14 protein-coding genes are annotated in these 18,227 nt (G+C 65.4%); 5 read left to right on the forward strand and 9 right to left on the reverse strand.

Features of this window, described 5'->3' with window-relative positions:
* Positions 1-39: 39 nt before the first annotated feature.
* On the forward strand, positions 40-1,476 hold the full coding sequence (gene pyk, locus EHH60_RS08865; protein ID WP_124159094.1) for a pyruvate kinase: 1,437 nt from the start codon (positions 40-42) through the stop codon (positions 1,474-1,476).
* A 149-nt stretch (positions 1,477-1,625) separates the two neighbouring features.
* Here the strand turns inward: pyk and EHH60_RS08870 are convergent, their stop codons facing one another.
* Positions 1,626-2,306, reverse strand: a complete 681-nt coding sequence (locus EHH60_RS08870; protein WP_124159095.1) for a TetR/AcrR family transcriptional regulator — start codon at positions 2,304-2,306, stop codon at positions 1,626-1,628.
* Positions 2,307-2,592: 286 nt separating this feature from the next.
* Between EHH60_RS08870 and EHH60_RS08875 the strand changes: the two genes are divergently transcribed.
* On the forward strand, positions 2,593-4,104 hold the full coding sequence (locus tag EHH60_RS08875) for a hypothetical protein (protein ID WP_124159096.1): 1,512 nt from the start codon (positions 2,593-2,595) through the stop codon (positions 4,102-4,104).
* 234 nt (positions 4,105-4,338) lie between these two features.
* On the opposite strand, the gene EHH60_RS08880 is transcribed toward EHH60_RS08875, so the two are convergent.
* Complete coding sequence (locus EHH60_RS08880) at positions 4,339-4,503, reverse strand: Flp family type IVb pilin (protein ID WP_124159097.1); 165 nt, start codon at positions 4,501-4,503, stop codon at positions 4,339-4,341.
* Positions 4,504-4,892: 389 nt separating this feature from the next.
* Here EHH60_RS08880 and EHH60_RS08885 point away from each other — a divergent pair, with 389 nt between their 5' ends.
* Positions 4,893-6,395, forward strand: a complete 1,503-nt coding sequence (locus EHH60_RS08885; RefSeq protein ID WP_124159098.1) for a hypothetical protein — start codon at positions 4,893-4,895, stop codon at positions 6,393-6,395.
* A gap of 7 nt (positions 6,396-6,402) precedes the next feature.
* Positions 6,403-8,211, forward strand: a complete 1,809-nt coding sequence (locus EHH60_RS08890; protein WP_124159099.1) for a hypothetical protein — start codon at positions 6,403-6,405, stop codon at positions 8,209-8,211.
* Positions 8,212-8,340: 129 nt separating this feature from the next.
* On the opposite strand, the gene EHH60_RS08895 is transcribed toward EHH60_RS08890, so the two are convergent.
* Together EHH60_RS08895 and EHH60_RS08900 are read right to left on the reverse strand one after the other, a co-directional pair.
* A complete protein-coding gene (locus tag EHH60_RS08895; protein ID WP_124159100.1) occupies positions 8,341-9,624 on the reverse strand; it encodes an APC family permease in 1,284 nt (427 codons plus the stop codon).
* A gap of 9 nt (positions 9,625-9,633) precedes the next feature.
* Positions 9,634-10,473: a universal stress protein gene (locus tag EHH60_RS08900; protein WP_124159101.1), complete on the reverse strand. Its 840-nt coding sequence runs from the start codon at positions 10,471-10,473 to the stop codon at positions 9,634-9,636.
* 410 nt (positions 10,474-10,883) lie between these two features.
* On the opposite strand from EHH60_RS08900, the gene EHH60_RS08905 reads away from it, so the two are divergent.
* Positions 10,884-11,750 carry an alpha/beta fold hydrolase gene (locus tag EHH60_RS08905; protein ID WP_199751366.1) on the forward strand — a complete coding sequence of 289 codons (867 nt, stop codon included), beginning with the start codon at positions 10,884-10,886 and terminating at the stop codon, positions 11,748-11,750.
* Between the two features lie 272 nt (positions 11,751-12,022).
* Here the strand turns inward: EHH60_RS08905 and ftsH are convergent, their stop codons facing one another.
* From ftsH to EHH60_RS08930, 5 genes are all read right to left on the reverse strand, one after another.
* On the reverse strand, positions 12,023-13,945 hold the full coding sequence (gene ftsH / locus EHH60_RS08910; protein WP_124159103.1) for an ATP-dependent zinc metalloprotease FtsH: 1,923 nt from the start codon (positions 13,943-13,945) through the stop codon (positions 12,023-12,025).
* A 277-nt stretch (positions 13,946-14,222) separates the two neighbouring features.
* Positions 14,223-15,311, reverse strand: a complete 1,089-nt coding sequence (gene tilS / locus EHH60_RS08915) for a tRNA lysidine(34) synthetase TilS (protein ID WP_124159104.1) — start codon at positions 15,309-15,311, stop codon at positions 14,223-14,225.
* 169 nt (positions 15,312-15,480) lie between these two features.
* The gene (gene ybgF, locus EHH60_RS08920; RefSeq protein WP_199751367.1) at positions 15,481-16,539 is read right to left on the reverse strand and encodes a tol-pal system protein YbgF; all 1,059 of its coding nucleotides are present in this window, start codon (positions 16,537-16,539) and stop codon (positions 15,481-15,483) included.
* A gap of 187 nt (positions 16,540-16,726) precedes the next feature.
* Positions 16,727-17,215 carry a peptidoglycan-associated lipoprotein Pal gene (gene pal / locus EHH60_RS08925; RefSeq protein ID WP_035704649.1) on the reverse strand — a complete coding sequence of 163 codons (489 nt, stop codon included), beginning with the start codon at positions 17,213-17,215 and terminating at the stop codon, positions 16,727-16,729.
* Between the two features lie 244 nt (positions 17,216-17,459).
* The gene (locus tag EHH60_RS08930; RefSeq protein WP_124159106.1) at positions 17,460-18,221 is read right to left on the reverse strand and encodes an N-acyl amino acid synthase FeeM domain-containing protein; all 762 of its coding nucleotides are present in this window, start codon (positions 18,219-18,221) and stop codon (positions 17,460-17,462) included.
* Between the last annotated feature and the right edge of the window lie 6 nt (positions 18,222-18,227).

The following is an 18,227-nucleotide window of genomic DNA, read 5'->3' on the forward strand; positions in this document are numbered from 1 at the left end:
CCTCCCGCCAGCGCCCTCGCCCCCGCCTGGGAATAAGCCATGAGGCGTCTTCGCCGTATCAAGATTCTCGCGACCCTGGGACCGGCCTCTTCAGACCTCGCGATGATCCGCCGCCTGTTCGAGGCCGGCGCCGACCTGTTCCGCATCAACATGAGCCACACCCCGCATGACAAGATGCGGGAGCTGGTGGCGACGATCCGCAACGTCGAGAGCAGCTATGGCCGGCCGATCGGCATCCTGGTGGACCTCCAGGGCCCCAAGCTCCGGCTCGGCGCCTTTGCCGACGGCGCGGTCCAGCTCCAGAACGGACAGACCTTCACGCTGGATTCCGACAAGACGCCGGGCGACGCCACGCGCGTCAATCTCCCGCATCCGGAGATTCTGGCTGCGCTGCGGCCGGGCCATGCGCTGCTGCTCGACGACGGCAAGGTGCGGCTGATTGCGGAGGAGACCTCGAAAGAGCACGCGGTGACCCGTGTCGTCGTCGGCGGCAAGATGAGCGACCGCAAGGGCGTCAGCCTGCCCGACACCGATCTGCCGGTCTCCGCCATGACGCCGAAGGACCGCGCCGACCTCGAGGCGGCCCTCGTCACCGGCATCGACTGGATCGCGCTGTCCTTCGTGCAGCGGGCTGACGACGTCATCGAGGCCAAGAAGATGATCCGCGGCCGGGCCGCCGTGATGGCCAAGATCGAGAAGCCGCAGGCGATTGATCGCCTCGCCGACATCATCGAGGCCTCCGACGCGCTGATGGTGGCACGCGGCGATCTCGGCGTCGAGCTGCCGCTCGAACGTGTGCCGAGCCTGCAGAAGCAGATGACGCGGATGGCGCGCCGCGCCGGCAAGCCGGTGGTGATCGCGACCCAGATGCTGGAATCGATGATCCAGTCGCCGGTACCGACCCGCGCCGAGGTCTCCGACGTCGCCACGGCCGTCTACGAGGGGGCCGACGCCATCATGCTGTCGGCGGAATCGGCGGCCGGCAAATTCCCGGTCGAGGCGGTCTCGACCATGAACCGCATCGGCGAGGAGGTCGAGCGCGACCCGACCTATCGCTCGGTGGTCACGGCCCAGCGTCCCGCGCCGGAATCCACCGCGGGCGATGCCATCGCGGATGCCGCCCGGCAGATCGCCGAGACGCTCGATTTGCCTGCCCTGATCTGCTGGACCAGCTCGGGCTCGACTGCCGTGCGTGTTGCGCGGGAGCGGCCGAAACCGCCGATCGTGGCGATCACGCCGAACATCGCCGCCGGCCGCAGGCTCGCGGTCGTCTGGGGCGTGCATTGCGTGGTGGCGGAAGATGCGCGCGACCAGGACGACATGGTCGGCCGCGCCGGCCAGATCGCGTTCCGGGACGGCTTCGTGCGCGCCGGGCAGCGTGTGATCATCGTGGCCGGGGTGCCGCTCGGCATCCCCGGCACCACCAACATGGTGCGCATCGCCTCGGTCGGCCCCGAGGGCGACGCGAACATGTAGGCCGCCAGGCCACGCCAAACAAAAACGCCGAAAACAACCCCATGCACAGTAGCCGAGGCTTCCGGCGAGTTCGCTGCGGTTTTGCGAAAAGGCCCGCTCAGTCAACGACCTGAGCGAGGTCAGGGCGCCACCTCGGCCGCGCGGCGATTTTACGCCCCCACCAGCGCCTTCGTCGTCGGCAACAGCGTCTGCTGCACCACGAGGCCGCGGGCGCGGGCGTCCATCACGCCGACCGCGCGCAGCGCCAGCAGCGTCACGGTCTGCACCGCGTCGCGCATCTTGACGGGATCGTCGAGATTGTCGGGCGCGAGCGGCCCGACCAGTGCCTCGTGCAGCGCGCCGAGCAATGCGGTGGCGGCGAGCGCGGTGTCCTGGGCCGGCAGGTGACCGGCGCGCACGGCGGCATCGATCCGCGTGGCGATTTCGCCCGCGATCTCGCGCCGGCTGGCAAGGCGCGAGGCACTGACATCGACGTCGACAGGCTCGGCCAGGATGCCCCAGGCCAGCCTGCGCTGCGACAGGGTATGGACCGCCACGGTGGTCACGGCCGCCGCCAGCGCCGAGGACGGCCCCGGCGCGGCGTCGGCTGCCCTACGGATCGCCGCGAGCTCGTCGCGGGAGACCTCGGCAATGAGCTCGGAGATCAGGTCGGCCTTGGAGGGGAAGTAGCGGTAGACCGTTCCGGCCGCGACGTTGGCCCGGACCGCGACGGGCGCGATCTGCACCGCCGCCATCCCGCCTTCCGCCGCCGCCTCCCGCGCCGCCGCCAGAATCGCACTGCGCCGCGCCGCAAGGCGCTTAACCACTTGATGCGTCCGCCGATAAACCATGGCGCGCTTCCTGTCCCACACGCCGGCCGCACGCCCTGCGGCCCAACGCTTCGTCACGTCAAAGATGCAAATCGCCCCGCAAGGACTGAACAACTATTCAGAGTGAATGACAAGATGCAAATGCGTATGCAAGCGCAACGCAACCACGAGCTGCATGTGAGCAGATAGTAAATGCATCATTGCACCGCCTGGTGCGGAAAACCGGTGCGATTTACCCCAGCTTAAAGGCGATCATGCTCAGGTCCCGGTGCGCTGTTGTGCGTGGTCGTTCAACTCCGGGAGTGCAATGTCGATTTCCGTCACCAGCAGCGTTCCGGTCCGCGGCATTGCGCGCTGGGTCATGCCGCTCTGTATTGGCGCCATCGTCTACGTGTTCTTTCTGGGCATCGGCGACATCATGCTGCGCGATTCCGATACGCTGTGGCAGATCAAGATCGGGCAGTGGATCCTCGAACACCGCGCACTGCCCTACAACGACATCTATTCGTTCACGCGAGCCGGCGAGGCCTGGATCTCGAGTTCATGGCTGTCGCAAGTCCTGTTCGCCCTTGTCTACGAGCCATCGAACTGGTCGGGCCCCGTTATCCTGACATCGCTCGCGATCGGCGTGACTGCGGCGATTTTCGTCTACCGGCTCGAGCCCTATCTGGAACCTGCGCGGGCCTTTCTGCTCCTGACCCCGCTGCTCGCGATGTCGGTCGGCCACGTTCTCGCCCGTCCGCACATGCTGGCGCTGCCCGTCATGCTGGCCTTTGTCGGCGGGCTGCTGGCGGCCGCCGATCGGCGTGGCGCGCCCTCCTGGCTGTTGCTGCCCTTGATGGCGCTGTGGGCCAATCTTCACGGCGGCTTCGTCATGGGCCTGGCGCTGATTGGAGCCATTGGCCTTGATGCGATCGCGGCCGCCGATCGCAAGGACCGGCTTGCACTGGCGGCGCGCTGGGCCGTGTTCGGCCTTGCTGCGCTCGCCGCAAGCTGCTGCACGCCCTATGGCTGGAACACGCTCCTGGCGTCGACGAAGATCCTCAGCCTCGGCAAGCTGCTCTCGCTGATCTGGGAGTGGATGCCGGCCGACTTCAGCTCGCTTGATCTGTTTGGAGCCAGCCTGCTCGGCTTGATCGCCATCGGCTATTGCAGCGGGGTGGTGCTGTCATGGACCCGTATTTTTCTGCTGCTCGGGCTGATCTGGGCGGCACTCAACCACGTCAGAAACATCGAGGTCTTCGCGCTGGTGACGCCCCTCGTGCTGGCAAAACCGCTCGCCGAACATTTCGGAGTGACGAGAGCGCTCGCGCTGAAGGGAAGCGAGGCGCGGCCCTCCTTTGCCCTGACCGCAATCGCGGCGCTTGCCATCGTCGCGGCCGGCTGGAGCATCACGCGTTCTTATGCGACGCCGTACCGGTATGCCTTCATTGGCAATCAGAGCCCTGCCGCTGCAGTCGACCTGCTCGAAAAACGGCACGCGCAACGGATATTCAGCACCGCTCCGATCGGCGGTTATCTGATCACGCGCAACATCAAGAGCTTCATCGATGGCCGCGCCGAGCTGTATGGCGAGCAGTTCGTGCTCGACTATTTCGATGCCGTCGAGGGCAAGAACGTGGACACCCTGCTGCGGCTGCTCGAGACCTACCGGATCGACGCGACGTTGCTGAACACCACCATTCCCGCAGCCAGGATCATGGACCATCTGCCGGGCTGGAAGCGGCTCTATGCCGATGATATCGCCGTGGTTCACGTCCGCGACGACGCGCCGGCGCAACTGCCTTCCGCGTCCGGTGAACCAAAACCAGGCCGTTAGCTTCTCGCCGGCCTTCGCGTACGCAAAGCTTGCCTTGAGCCATCCTTCGCGGCATCCGGCTGCGACGGACTCTCAGGCGCTCTTGCAGCGGGACATCCGAGGCTCATCGCGAGGCGGCTGCCAAATCGCACGTCTTGAACCACGCACCTCAACCGATCGTTCGGTGCAGGCGCCCATACGAAAAAGAGCCCCGCCACAGACGGGGCTCTCAAGAAATTCGCAGTTCGTCCAGTCTTACTTGAGGCTGGTCGAGATCGAGCCGAACTTGCCGTTCAGCGTGGTGCCGAGATTGTTGACGACGGTGATGATCGCCAGCGCGATGCCGGCGGCGATCAGGCCGTATTCAATGGCGGTGGCGCCGGATTCATCCTTCACGAAACGCGCGACGAGGTTCTTCATAGAGTGCTCCAAATGGGTACACGAGGCTTACAACTGATCTGGTCTTTTCGGCTTCCCAGCGCCGCCCGACCATGGAACCGAACGTAGAGGCAAAGAATTGCGCCGCAGTTAATTCGACTGCGTAAACATCGAGCGGCTTGCGTGTATCGGCCCATGGTAAATCGAAACCCACAACAATCCATTAAATTGTCTGGACACGAAGCCGGCCCGGCCGGTTTACCCGAAGTTATGACCACCGTGGTCCAATGCCGCCCGCTCGGGCCGAAGCCGATGAGATGAATCGTTCATCGCGCTTCGCGTCTGTTCGAGCATGATCTTCTCGGAAATACCGCTACACGATTTTCCGGATCATGCTCGGCCCGACGAGAACAACAGGACGACGAGGCGGCATGTCCCTTTCCCTTGCCAACAGCATCGCGGTTCAGAGCCACGCGCGGGCTCTGGTGCCGCTGTGCGTGGGTGCCGGCGCGTACCTGTTCTTCCTCTATCTCGGCGACACGCTGCTTCAGGATTCGGACTCGTTCTGGCAGATCAAGATCGGGCAATGGATCCTCGACCACCGCGCCATGCCCACCACCGACTTCTATTCCTTCACGCGAACAGGCGCGCCGTGGATCTCGACGTCCTGGCTGTCGCAGGTAGCGTTCGCCTTCTCCCATGCGCAACTGGACTGGGCAGGTCCGGTCATCCTCACCGCGGTCGCCGTCGCGCTCGCGGCCGCCATCTTCGTCCATCTGCTCGACGCGCAGATCGGGGCTCCGCGCGCCGTGCTGTTCGGGATGCTGGCGCTGCTGCTGTCGATCCATCACGTGCTGGCACGTCCGCATATCCTGGCGCTGCCCGTCATGGTGGCGTGGGTCGGCGTGCTGATGACGGCCGCCGACCGCAAGAGGGCGCCGTCCTGGACCTGGCTGCCGCTGATGGCGCTCTGGGCGAACCTGCATGGCGGCTTCGTGCTGGGCCTCGCGCTGATCGGTCCGATCTCGCTCGAGGCCGTCGAGCACGCCGAGAAGGGACGGCGGCTTGCCCTGTTCATGCGCTGGGTGCTGTTCGGGATCGGCGCGCTGATCGCGAGTTGCTGCACACCCTATGGCTGGCGGACGCTGCAGGGTGCGACCAACATCCTCAGCCTCGGCGAGCTGTTGTCGCTGATCTTCGAATGGATGCCGGCGAACTTCGCCACGTTCACCTCGTTCGAAGGCGCCCTGCTCGCCCTGATCGCATTCGGCTATTATCGGGGCCTCGTACTGTCGGCGCCCCGGATATTCCTGATCCTGTTCCTGACCTGGAGTGCACTGACCCATGTCAGAAGCATCGAGGCATTTGCGTTCCTGGTGCCGCTGGTGCTGGCAAAGCCGCTCGGCGAGATGTTCCCGCGCCCGGCGCTCGAAGGCGCCGGTGCCGACCGCTGGCCGGCCCGCTATGTCACCGCGGCTGGCGCGCTGATGATCGTGGCGGCAAGCTGGACCTCGACGTCGCTCTATCTGGGGCACCACCGCTTCTCTTTCACGATGACGCAGACGCCGGTCGCGGCGGTCGACCTGCTCGAGCAACGCAAGTCGCAGCGCATCTTCAACGCCTACCAGTTCGGCGGCTATCTGATCTCGCGCGATGTCCCTGTCTTTGTCGACGGTCGCGCCGAGCTCTATGGCGAGAAGTTCGTCATGGACTTCTTCAAGGCGACGGAAGGCAAGAAGCCCGAGCTGCTGCCGCGCTTGTTGGACGAGTACAAGATCGACGCGACACTATTGGTGGCTGACGCGCCGGGCCCGCAGATCCTCGACCAGCTCAAGGGCTGGAAGCGAATCTATGCGGACGACATCGCGGTCATTCATATGCGGGACGACGGGCAGAGCGCGGCTGGCGGGTCCACCCCCGCAGCATCAAATTGAGGGCAGTATGATGTCTTCCCCCGTCCTGCCGACCGAGCGAGGATTCACCGCTGCTCCGAATCCTGCGATCGTGCTCACGATCACCTGGGCGGCGATCGTGGCTACGCTCGGGTTTCCCGCGATCAAGACGGGGGTGTTCGACGCGCTGTCGACCGACGACGCGATGCGGCTGGTCGAGGTGCGCGATCTCCTGGCCGGCCAGGGCTGGTTCGACCTGACGCAATACCGGCTCGATCCTCCCGGAATCGCGATGCACTGGTCCCGCATCGTCGATGCGCCCCTGGCCCTGTTGATCCTCCTGTTTCGGCCCCTGCTCGGCCAGCACGCTGCCGAAGCGCTCACGCTGGTCGCATGGCCCTCGCTGCTGATGGGCGCCGCGCTCTGGCTCGCAGCGACGATCGCAAGTCAGGCGAGCGCGCCGGCCGACCGCGCGCGGATGCGGCTCGCCGCGATTCTGGTCACCGCGTTGTCGATCCCTGCCCTGATCCACTTTCGCGCCGGCGCGATCGATCATCACAATGTACAGATCGTGCTGCTGCTCGGCTTCGTCCTCTGCATCACCAGTCTTGAATACTCTGCAGCCAAGGCGGCTCTGGCCGGGTGTCTCGCTGGGCTGTCGCTGGCGATCGGGTTGGAAATGCTGCCCGCGATCGCCGTGGCAAGCGCGGCCGTGATGGGACTGCTGATCTGGAAGGGCACTGAAGCCCTGCGCGCAGCCTGCGCTTTTGGTGCGGGCCTCGCCGGGTCGTCGCTGCTGCTGGCACTGCTGCTGCTCCCGCTGAACAGTCTTGCCAGGCCGGTCTGCGATGCCTTCGGCGGTCCCATCCTGCTGTTGTCCGCGGGCGGCGGCATCGCGCTGCTTGCGGTGGCCGGCGTCAGCTGTCTCCGCCGGTCCATCTGGATGCGGCTCGCCGCGGCTGCGCTCGCCGGTGCGCTCCTGCTGGGCGCGTTCTTCAAATCGTATCCGAGCTGCGTTGCCTCGCCCTATGCGCAAGTCGATCCCCTGCTCGTCAGCTTCTGGCTCGAGCGGGTCAGCGAGACTATCTCGGTGACGGAGCTGGCGCGGATGCAGCCGCAGAAGCTGCTCGCGTATTATGCGTTTCCGTTGCTGACGCTCGGTCTCTGCCTTGCCGCCATCACCCGCGACACGCCGCAGACGCGCTTTCGCTGGATCGTCTCGACCGTCACGCTCGCAGCGCTGTTCGGCGTCAGCCTGTGGGAATTGCGCGGGGGCGCCGCCGCCAACATCGTCGCGGCCCCCCTCTGCGTCATGGCAATCGCGGCGCTTCGCACGGGTGCCGCGGCCAATTGGGGGCTGTTGCGTGCCGCACTGCTCGTATCGCCAGCCACGCTTGGCGGCGTCGGCTTTGCCATCTGGCCGGCATTCGCCGCGGGAACGAGCGGCCACGAGATCGCGATGCCCGACCCCAACGTGTCCTGCCAGACCGTCTCCAGCGCAGCTCCGCTCGCCGCGCTGCCGCCCGGGCGGGTGATGGCGCCGATCGACTCCGGTCCTGCGATCCTGGCTGCGACGGGTCATTCCGTGTTCGCCGGCCCCTATCATCGCAACAACGACGGCAACCTCGTCATGGTGCACACGATGACGGCAACACCGGAAGCCGCGCGCGCAATGCTCCGCGCCCGGCAGGTCGACTATATCCTGACCTGCAACCGCTCCGCCGATCAGGGGGACCTTGTCCGCATCGCGCCGGAGGGCCTCGCCGCACGGCTCGGCCGCGGTGAAGCTCCGGATTTTCTGGAGCCGGTCGAAGCGATGTCGAAACCCGGCTGGACGGTCTGGCGCGTGCGCAAGTGAGAGCGCGCGAGCCGCGCCCAAGCTGCAAATCCAGTCGATGATCTTTTCGGAAACCGCTGCACACTTTTCCGGATCATGCTCCGGAAGCGCACCCACGATTTCAACCCACTTCGGGCTGCTCGCCCGAACTCACGGCGCGCGCCAGCCGACGAGATCGATCAGGAGCAACGCGACGCTTGTAAATAGCCCCGCGACCGGCACCCACGCAGGCGCCAGGAACACGCCGGCAGGCGGCTTCGGTTCGCTCGCCTTGATCCGAAGAAGCGCGAGGTTGACCAGGGCAAAGACTCCAAGCGTCAGCCGCGAAGTCCATTCGGCCAATCCGGTCAGCGGAATGCCGAGCGCGAGGATCAGAATGGCGCCGACCCCAAAGAGGGTTGCAACCACCGGAGCACCGCTTTTGGCATTCACCCTCGCGAGAAGAGACGGAAGACTGCCCCGATCCGCCAGGCCGTACAGGACACGCCCGATCATGATCATGTGAACGATGATGCCATTGAGCGTCGCCACCACCGCAATCGCGCTCAGCACCGAGAGAGGAAGCCCTGTCAGCCGCTGAAATACCAGGGCAAGAGGAGCCGATGAGCGCGCGAGCTCGGCCGGCGGCATGGCGACCACCGCAATCCAGACGACAGCAAAGTAGAGAAGCGCCGTCACGCCGAGGGTGATGAAGAGGGCCCAAGGCAGGGTCCGAGAAGGATTCTTCATTTCCTCGGAGATGTTCACCAAATGCTCGAACCCGATGAACGCAAATACGGCGAGCAGCGCGGTCTGTGCGATCCCCGTCCAGGCTGTCACGTCGGTCATGGGGGCCCACAACTCGGGCAGCCGCGAGACCAGGGCATCGCCCTGGAAGAGGCCGGCTGCTCCGATAATGAGGATCAATCCTCCGATTTCCACGACCGTCATCAGCCCAGCGAAGCTGATGGACTGAACCGCGGACAGGCAGGCGATCGCTCCCATCGCAAGCACGACGCCGGCGACGATCCAGGCCGAAGGCAGCGGCAAGAATACGCCGATATAGCCGGCGCTCCCAACGGTAATGGTTGCACCTGAAATCGTCGCTGCGGCGACCACGAGCAGCCCCGTGGCACCGCCGAGCCATTTGCGGTGAAATGCGGCCTGGACATAGGCCGCCTCGCTCGCCGCAACCGGCAGTCGGGTGCCCAATTCAGCAAAGGTGCCCGCGGTCAGGCCCATCACGACCGCAGCAGCGAGAAACGCCAGAGGCGCGTGCATCCCGCTCCGCGCGGCGGACGCCCCCACTAGGACGTAGATTCCGGCGCCGATCGTCACGCCGAGCCCGTAGAGCACTGCGTGTGTGAGCGTGAGCGATCTGATCAGCTTTGTCGAACCGGGCGACACTCTCCTGATGGCAGGTTGCTGATTGGCATCTATTCCGACGTCCTGCATGGCCAGGCGTCAATGCGAAAACAGAATCGGGATCGGCGGCTTGGCCAGCAGGCCCCTGGTCGCGCCGCCGAGCACGAATTCCCGCCACCGCGGCGTTCCGTACGCGCCCATCACGAGGACGTCGATGCCGCGAGACAGCACGTAGGCCTCGAGGACCTCGGCAATCGGCTTGCTGCCGGCATCGATCTCGTCCAGGACAACCTCGATGCCGTGACGAGCCAGGTTCTTCGCCAGTTCTTCGGCGGAATGTCTGGAATCCAGAGCCTTTTCATTCGTGACAGTCACGACGCGCACATATTTCGCCCTTTCGAGCAGAGGAAGCGCGTCGGAAACCGCTCGCGCAGCGGCGCGGCTGAAGTCCCAGGCCACGCTGACAGCATCGAGCTGGAACGGACGCGATCGCACGGCAGTGGGCAGGATCAGCGTCGGCCGCCCGGACTCGAAGATCACCTCCTCAGCGTGCCACCGATCATGGGATTCCGGCACCGCCATGATCGTGAGATCGCGATGCCTTGCATAGTCGACCAGCAGTGCCGCCTCGCTGTAGGTTGTACATTGCTCGAAGATGGTCTCATGCCGAACGCCGGATTTCACGGCCGACGCTTCGAAGGCCGCGAGCAGCGCTTTTACATTCTGGCGGCTCTTGGCGGCCTCGCGCGCAACAAGGGCGGGTATGTCCAAGATGACATCCCCGAGCAAGCTCCCGCGCACTTCCGCATGGACTTCGCAGGAAATGGCTGCGAGGTGCGCATCCAGGACGGCGGCTATCGAAACCGCATGGTCGATCGCCGAGACCGGCGTCGGTTCCGGATAGCTCGCCAGGGTCAACAGAACATCCTTGAAAGCCATGTATCCTCCTTTGACGAGCCGGAAGCCTAACGCCGTGAAGATCCCCTATCTTGATCGACCGCAACCGATTCAGCCGAGATGGGTGTGGCAAAACGGCCTAGGCTCGAACGATGCCCCCGGAACGGAAGTGCCCTGGTTCGGCGCTGCTCGCTTTGCATGAGGGAGCCAGCGGAATGCCGGCTCGCGAATGCGCGCTTGGCCCATAAAAAGGCGTTGCCGCCGCGTTCTTCAATTCGGTTTGCCGTTTGCGATCAGGCCTGCGGCTGCGGCTCCAGGCCGGGATCCGGATCGGGCCGCGGCCGCCGGCCTGAGCGCAGGGGATGTTCACTTCTCGGTGCGAACTAACTTGCGAGCCGGCACGCCCGTTCTGCCATACGGTACTGTCCGATGCTCGAAGAGGAAGGTGTGTCATGCTGCTTCGCAAGCTCTTCATCGCACTTCTCGTAACGGTCTCGATCACCACGGCGCACGCGGCGCCGCGATGGCTCGGCCTGCCGCCGACTCCAAGCCTGCCCAAGGCGACGCAGAGCGGCTTCGCTCCCGTCAATGGCATCAAGGTCTGGTATGCCGTATTCGGTCGCGGCCAGCCCGTTCTGTTGCTGCATGGCGGCCTCGCCAACGCCAACTACTGGGGCCACCAGGTCCGCGCGCTGCAACGGCATTACCAGGTCATCGTCATGGAAAGCCGCGGCCATGGCCGCAGCAGCCGCAACCAGGAGCCGTATGGCTACGATTTGATGGCTTCGGACGTGATCGGGCTGCTCGATCATCTCGATATCAGGAAGGCCGCTATCGTCGGCTGGAGCGACGGCGCGATCATCGGCCTCGATATCGCCATGAAGCATCCGGAGCGGGTGAGCAGGCTGTTCGCCTTCGCGGCGAACTCGGACCCGTCAGGCGTCGCGGATATTGCGTCAAGCGACGTCTTCAATGCTTACATCGCCAGGGCCGGAGAGGAGTACAAGCGCCTTTCGCCGACCCCGACCGAATATAAGGGGTTCGTCGCGGAGATCACCAAGATGTGGGAGAGCCAGCCGAAGTGGACGGCTTCGGACCTTGCGACGATCAAGGTGCCGACCTGGATCGTGGACGGCGATCACGACGAGGCGATCAAGCGCGAGAACACCGAGTTCATGGCCGCGAGCATTCCGGGCGCCGGCCTCTTGATCCAGCCAGATGTCAGCCACTTCTCGTTCCTGCAGGATCCAGAACAGTTCAACGACGACGTGCTGCGTTTCCTCGCCCGTGGCGCCAAGCCCGGAGCGGCGACGAAGTGAGGAGATCGCAGGCGGGGCAAAGCGGACTTGTCCCGCCGTAGCTCTAGAGCCTTTCCCGTTCCGACCGAATCGGAACGGGGCTCCAGATTCCTGTCTTGACGCGTTTTCTTGACGCGAACCGGCGTCCACTTCGCTCGAAAACGCTCTAACAGCGAAGGTAGAGCCGCGCTGCCTCCGGGGCACGGGATTGAACTTCGAGGCGCAGATCGCCGCCGCCCCAAAAAAAACGCGGCGTTGCCGCCGCGTTCTTCAATTCGGTTTGCCGCTTGCGATCAGGCCTGCGGCTGCGGCTCCAGGCCGGGATCCGGATCGGGCCGTGGGCGCGACTTGCCGGCCGGGGGCACGGCGGAGGCGCGCGGCGTGGCGGGCTCGAGTACGGATTCGCGGTTCGGCTTCTTGCCCTTGAGCAGATCGACGATCTCGTCGCCGGTCAGCGTCTCGAATTCGAGCAGGCCCTTGGCGAGCGCTTCGAGGTCGGCGCGCTTCTCGGTGAGGATGCGGGTGGCTTCCTGATAGCCCTCCTCGACCAGGCGCTTGATCTCGGAATCGATCTTCTGGACCGTCGCCTCGGACGCGTTCTGCGTGCGCGACACCGACATGCCCAGGAAGACTTCGTCCTGGTTCTCGCCATAGGAGACGGTGCCGAGCTCTTCCGACAGGCCCCAGCGCGTCACCATCATGCGGGCAAGGCGCGTGGCCTGCTCGATGTCGGAGGCGGCGCCAGAGGTCACCTTCTCGCGGCCGAAGATCAACTCTTCGGCGACACGGCCGCCCATCATGATGGCGAGCCGCGAGGTCATCTGCTCCAGGGACATCGACAGCTTGTCGCGCTCCGGGAGCTGCATGACCATGCCCAGCGCACGGCCGCGCGGAATGATGGTCGCCTTGTGGATCGGATCGGTCGCGGGCACGTTGAGGCCGACGATGGCGTGGCCGCCTTCGTGATAGGCCGTCAGCAGCTTCTCTTCCTCGGTCATGACGAGCGACTTGCGCTCGGCGCCCATCATCACCTTGTCCTTGGCCTCCTCGAACTCGGCCTGGGTCACCATCCGCTTGTTGCGGCGGGCGGCGGTGAGCGCAGCCTCGTTGACGAGGTTCATCAGGTCGGCGCCGGAGAAACCCGGGGTGCCGCGCGCGATGGTCTTCAGGTTGATATCCGGCGCCAGCGGCACCTTGCGGACGTGAACCTTGAGGATCTGCTCGCGGCCGACGACGTCCGGATTTGGCACCACGACCTGGCGGTCGAAACGGCCCGGACGCAAGAGCGCGGGATCGAGCACGTCGGGGCGGTTGGTCGCCGCGATCAGGATCACGCCCTCGTTGGCCTCGAAGCCGTCCATCTCGACCAGCAGCTGGTTCAGCGTCTGCTCGCGCTCGTCATTGCCGCCGCCGAGGCCGGCGCCACGGTGACGACCGACGGCGTCGATTTCGTCGATGAAGATGATGCAGGGCGCGTTCTTCTTGGCCTGCTCGAACATGTCGCGGACGCGGCTCGCGCCGACGCCGACGAACATTTCGACGAAGTCAGAACCGGAAATGGTGAAGAACGGCACGTTGGCTTCGCCCGCGACCGCACGCGCGATCAAGGTCTTGCCGGTGCCGGGAGGGCCGACCAGCAGCACGCCGCGCGGAATGCGGCCGCCGAGGCGCTGGAATTTGCCGGGGTCACGCAGGAATTCGACGATCTCCTGCAGGTCCTGCTTGGCTTCGTCGACGCCGGCGACGTCCTCGAAGGTCACGCGGCCATGGGCCTCCGTCAGCATCTTGGCGCGCGACTTGCCGAAGCCCATCGCCTTGCCGGCGCCGCCCTGCATCTGCCGGGACAGGAAGATCCAGACGCCGATCAGCGCGATGAAGGGCAGCCAGGAGACCAGCAGCGAGACGAACCAGGGCACGTTGTCGCCCGGCGGCTTCGCGGTGATCTGCACCTTGCTGTCATAGAGGCGCTTCACCAGCGTCGGGTCGTTCGGCGCATAGGTCTGGAAGCTCGAGCCGTTGGTGAAGGTGCCATGGATGTCAGGCCCCTGGATCACGACGTCGCGCACATTGCCGCGGTCAACTTCGCTCAGAAGCTGGGAGAAGGCGATGTCCTGCGAGGATGCCCGCTGACCCGGATTCTGGAAGAGCGTGAACAACGCCAACAGCAGCAAGACAATGATGACCCAGAGGGCGAAATTGCGCAGATTGGCGTTCATCGATCTTCCTTCGTGGTCGCGCGGATCGCGACCCTGATCCTTGGGCAGTGGCTTTGGTCAATGCGAGGAAATCCCAAGGAATCCTCATCGTTAGACGGATACAATTTAGGTGCCGCCCCGGTCGCTGCCAAGGGAACGAGGTGGGACTATTTATCCCATCTTAGCGCGATTCCCGCGCAAATAATGGCGCCCGATCGGGGGTTTTTCCGGCCTGGTTAAGGTGGCCTGACGCTGCGGAGGCGAAACGGCCGGTGTCATGATCCGCCCTCATTCGTGCTCACCTCCCGGTGCGCCGCCGGGCCGGTGCCGGCGCGATGTGGATACGCCCGCCGGCAAGGCTGATCAAGGCTCCCGCGAGGGTCTGCTTCAGGGCCGGCCGGCCGGTCGCGCGGGCGCGGAGACTTGCCGCCATGTCCTGGTTCAATATGTCCTGGTCCAATATGGCCTGGTCCAATGCGGACATCAGGGTTTCGACCTTGCCGAGTTCCGCCGGCCCCTCATGTCCGAGCGCGTTGATGGCCCGCAGCAGGAGCCGCAGCCGGACCTCTTCGGGCAGAGCCGCAAAAGCCGAGGCCTCGAAGCTTCGGACGCCTTCTTGCGGCGCAACGCCGCGATCCCGCAAACGGAGGAAGCGCTCGGCGCCGTCGGCCAGCACCTCGACCGCAGCATTGGCCCGCGCCAGCCTTGCCGCGAGCCGCGCCAGATTTCTGCTATCGCCGCCCTCCGCCGCGAGAAGCGGCAGCAGCGCGCGCAGCCGCGGCCGGGTGAAGGCGGTGTCCCGGTTGGTGGGATCCTCGGCAAAGCCGACCTTCGCCCGCCTCAGGGTCGCGATCAGCTGCGACTTGGGAACATCGAGCAGCGGACGTGCCAGCACGATTCCGTCGCGCTCGCTGAGGGGAGCCATGGCCGACAAGCCGGCAAGCCCGCTGCCGCGGAACAGGCGCATCAACAGCGTCTCGGCCTGGTCGTCGCGGGTGTGGGCGGTCAGCACGTGGCTCGCACCGGCGGCACGCGCGGCCTCGGCGAGCAGGCGGTAGCGGGCCTCGCGCGCTGCCGCAGGCAGCCCCGTCTTCGGCTTTGCGCCGCGCCAGCGCAGGGTCCGGTGAGGCAATCCGAGTTCGGCGGCGAGTCGCTTGACCTCGCGCGCCTCGCGCGCCGCCTCTCGCCGCAGGCCGTGATCGATCGTGACGACGGTGAGAAGCGGGCCGCGCGCGAGGCTGCGCCGCCAGCGTGCCGCAAGCCACATCAGCGCGACCGAGTCCGGCCCGCCGGACACGGCGAGCACCAGCGCGGGCGTAGCTTTCAGGCCGGCGAAGAGCCGTCTCGCCTCGCGCGCCGAGATTGGAGAATTGTCGTCCTCTGACATGACGCGGCCCTGACAGTCGCAGACTGTTTAGCGCAGGGCGATGCGCATTGTCAGCGCCTGGACGCGGCATCGGCACGGGGTAAGCCTTGGTCGGATCGACCCGAGCCGATGGTTCACCTCTCCGGGTGGGGAGAGCTGAAACTGCGGACAGCCGGCGGCGCTCAACTTTCTAGCACTTCACCCGCTTCTGCTCGCGATCGACCGCCGCTTTGACGCCGGTGGAGGCGCGCGGATATTTGCGGCCGACCTCGCCGAAGGCGGCGCAGGCGGCCTCCTTCTCCTTCAGCGCGGCGAGCGACTGGCCGAGCCGCAGCAGCGCATCCGGCGCCTTGGCCGATTTTTCGTATTTGGTGGTGACGGCGAGGAAGGCTTCCGCGGAGTCGCGATATTGCTGGCGCTGGAAGTAGCTCTCGCCGAGCCAGTATTGCGCATCCCCGACGAGCGGGTCGCTCGGAAATTTCTGCGCAAAGTTCTTCATGGTCTGCTCGGCAAGCGCATAGTCCTTGCGCTGCATGTAGCCGATGCCGAGGTCGAACTCGTCGCGCGGCGTCGCCGAGGGCGGCAGGGTGGTCAGGCCGGCGCCGCCGGCCGGCGCAGGATAGCCGGATTGGGCCGGCGGATAGCCGGGCTGCGCGGCTGGCGGCACGCCTTGCTGGTAGCGGGGGCTGGTGTTGGCGAGGTCGAGCGGCTCGCCCGGGTTGCGGCCGCCGGCACCGGCTCCCGCCGGCAGCGGCTGCTGTCCGCCGCCGAGCGCGCGCGGCGCGCCCGGCGCGTTCGGGTTCTGGCTCGGATCGAACGCATCGCCGCGCCGGCGCATGCCGGGTGCACCGGGCACCGGCTGCTCCTGAAGGATCGGCGCCGGGGCGGCGATCTGCGGCTGCTCGTAATTCGGCTGCACGGCCGGCTGCTGCTGGCGATAGCCCGGCGTGGCCTGGGTTGGTGCGATTTGAGCGGGCGGCATCGCTGCAACGTTCGGCGCCTGGGCGGGCGCGCCTTGCGCGCCGCCTTCGAGCGTCCGCAGCCGCTCCTCGAGCTGGCGATTGCGGTATTGGAGCTCCTCGTTCTGTCCGGTGAGCTGGCGGAGCTGGTTCTCCAGCCGCTCGATCCGCATCTCGGGGTCGGCATCATCCGACTGCGCGAAGACCGGCTGCGCAAGTGCGGGCGAGCACAAAGAGAGCAGCGCGGCGGTCGCCACGGTGCCGGTAAAGACCTTGAATCTGGATGACATCTTGCCCTGACGACAAAAGCGAAATGGCCTGCGACGGAACATTCGACGCACCCCACATTGAAGTGGAGTACGCCAAAAATGTGACTGGTACAAAGCGGTTTCTGTCACAGAATCCTGAAACGAAACCGGCGCCCGAGAGGGCGCCGGCATAGTCGATTTCCGAAGCTGAACGGCGCCTGACTGAACGTCAGGAGCTCGCGTTGAGCACCGTGACGGCGCGACGGTTCTGCGACCAGCAGGAGATGTCGTTACAGACGGCGACCGGCCGTTCCTTGCCGTAGGAGATCGTGCGCATGCGGTTCGGATCGATGCCGCGCGAGGCCAGGAACGAGCGCACCGACTGGGCCCTCCTTGCGCCGAGCGCGATGTTGTATTCCCGGGTGCCGCGCTCGTCGGCATGACCTTCGATGGTGAAGCTGTAGCGCGGATAGGTCTGGAGCCACTGCGCCTGCTTCTCCAGGGTCACGATCGCTTGCGGGGTCAGGTCGGTCTGGTCGCTTTCGAAGAACACGCGGTCACCCACGTTGACGACGAAATCCTGCTGGCTGCCGGGCGTCGCCGCATTGGCCATCGCATCCGTCGCGGCATTCTTGTTGGCGCAGGCGCCCATCGACAGCGCGACGGCAAGCACCGCGACCAGCTTCAATCCCTGGAGGATACGCATAGGATGTTTCATTCCGGAGCCTCCACGCTCACGTTTAGTCCACTGCTGTCCGGTCTACAGGGGGTTGGTTAAGCGAACGTTCCGTCAACCTTGACGGAACCTTGCCTCAGCCGCTCAAATGCCCCCAATCAGCGAAAAGCAACCGCCATGGTTAATGAGTTGTAAATGTGGCGCGAGGGTGAAGGCAAGCCGTGCCGGCCGGCAAAAACGCCGGCTTCTGCTGGAATTTTGGGCCGAGACGAGAAGAGTGGTCGCCCTAGTAGGCCGAACCAACTGCTGGAGCCACCACATCCAGGTTCCGCGACGTGGCCAGCAGCGCCGGCCGCGTAGCAACCTGGCGAGGGGTGCTGCGCGTAAACAGCATGCGCCGCTCAAACGCGCTGGAGCGCATGATCGGAAAGCGCGTCAGGATCTTTTCCCGGACCTTGGGATAATCCGAGGCCATGAGCACGGCCTTCTTCGTCGGCCAGCCCGGAAATGAACGCGGCTCAGTGAGCGTCTCGGACAGGAACACGCGGCGGTAGAACGCCTGATGATCGGTCCGCACCATCGAGAGCCCGACATCGGCATTGAAATGCTCGCAGGCAACGAAGGGAAGCCGGACAGTCAGATAAGGCAGTTCGGGGAATCGCTGCTGCATTTCGGGATCGGCAACGAATCGACACGGATCGACAAAAACCTCGCCCCGGTCCAGGCGAGGGTGCAGGACGTCGCCGAACACCTCCGTGGTGTAGGACATCCGCCATTCGGACGTCAGAACGTGGATGCGAACGGCACTGCAGAGTTCGTCGTCGACGTAGACGCCGAAATTCCAGACGTTGGGCGCGTCGTCGAAACGGTCCGTCACCCGCTCCGACTCCGACGGAGGGATCAGTCCGGCCTGCAGATAGGCGCGGTAGCGCATCAGGTACAGGCTGTCTTTGTCCTCGGGAGTTTCGATGAGTCGGTAATCGATGCGGTCAAACAACGCGGCGCCGCGTGGAAGGAGCGCCGCGCTCGGTTCGGCTCCGGACTTCATCTGCTA

Origin of the sequence: Bradyrhizobium sp. RP6 (assembly GCF_003837805.1) — a bacterium.
GTDB lineage: Bacteria > Pseudomonadota > Alphaproteobacteria > Rhizobiales > Xanthobacteraceae > Bradyrhizobium.

What these genes read in the sequence shown, in the direction of transcription:
- pyk (WP_124159094.1), top strand. Translation starts at nt 40, where the DNA reads ATGAGGCGTCTTCGCCGTATCAAGATTCTCGCGACCCTGGGACCGGCC.
- EHH60_RS08870 (WP_124159095.1), bottom strand. Translation starts at nt 2,306, where the DNA reads ATGGTTTATCGGCGGACGCATCAAGTGGTTAAGCGCCTTGCGGCGCGG.
- EHH60_RS08875 (WP_124159096.1), top strand. Translation starts at nt 2,593, where the DNA reads ATGTCGATTTCCGTCACCAGCAGCGTTCCGGTCCGCGGCATTGCGCGC.
- EHH60_RS08880 (WP_124159097.1), bottom strand. Translation starts at nt 4,503, where the DNA reads ATGAAGAACCTCGTCGCGCGTTTCGTGAAGGATGAATCCGGCGCCACC.
- EHH60_RS08885 (WP_124159098.1), top strand. Translation starts at nt 4,893, where the DNA reads ATGTCCCTTTCCCTTGCCAACAGCATCGCGGTTCAGAGCCACGCGCGG.
- EHH60_RS08890 (WP_124159099.1), top strand. Translation starts at nt 6,403, where the DNA reads ATGATGTCTTCCCCCGTCCTGCCGACCGAGCGAGGATTCACCGCTGCT.
- EHH60_RS08895 (WP_124159100.1), bottom strand. Translation starts at nt 9,624, where the DNA reads ATGCAGGACGTCGGAATAGATGCCAATCAGCAACCTGCCATCAGGAGA.
- EHH60_RS08900 (WP_124159101.1), bottom strand. Translation starts at nt 10,473, where the DNA reads ATGGCTTTCAAGGATGTTCTGTTGACCCTGGCGAGCTATCCGGAACCG.
- EHH60_RS08905 (WP_199751366.1), top strand. Translation starts at nt 10,884, where the DNA reads ATGCTGCTTCGCAAGCTCTTCATCGCACTTCTCGTAACGGTCTCGATC.
- ftsH (WP_124159103.1), bottom strand. Translation starts at nt 13,945, where the DNA reads ATGAACGCCAATCTGCGCAATTTCGCCCTCTGGGTCATCATTGTCTTG.
- tilS (WP_124159104.1), bottom strand. Translation starts at nt 15,311, where the DNA reads ATGTCAGAGGACGACAATTCTCCAATCTCGGCGCGCGAGGCGAGACGG.
- ybgF (WP_199751367.1), bottom strand. Translation starts at nt 16,539, where the DNA reads ATGTCATCCAGATTCAAGGTCTTTACCGGCACCGTGGCGACCGCCGCG.
- pal (WP_035704649.1), bottom strand. Translation starts at nt 17,215, where the DNA reads ATGAAACATCCTATGCGTATCCTCCAGGGATTGAAGCTGGTCGCGGTG.
- EHH60_RS08930 (WP_124159106.1), bottom strand. Translation starts at nt 18,221, where the DNA reads ATGAAGTCCGGAGCCGAACCGAGCGCGGCGCTCCTTCCACGCGGCGCC.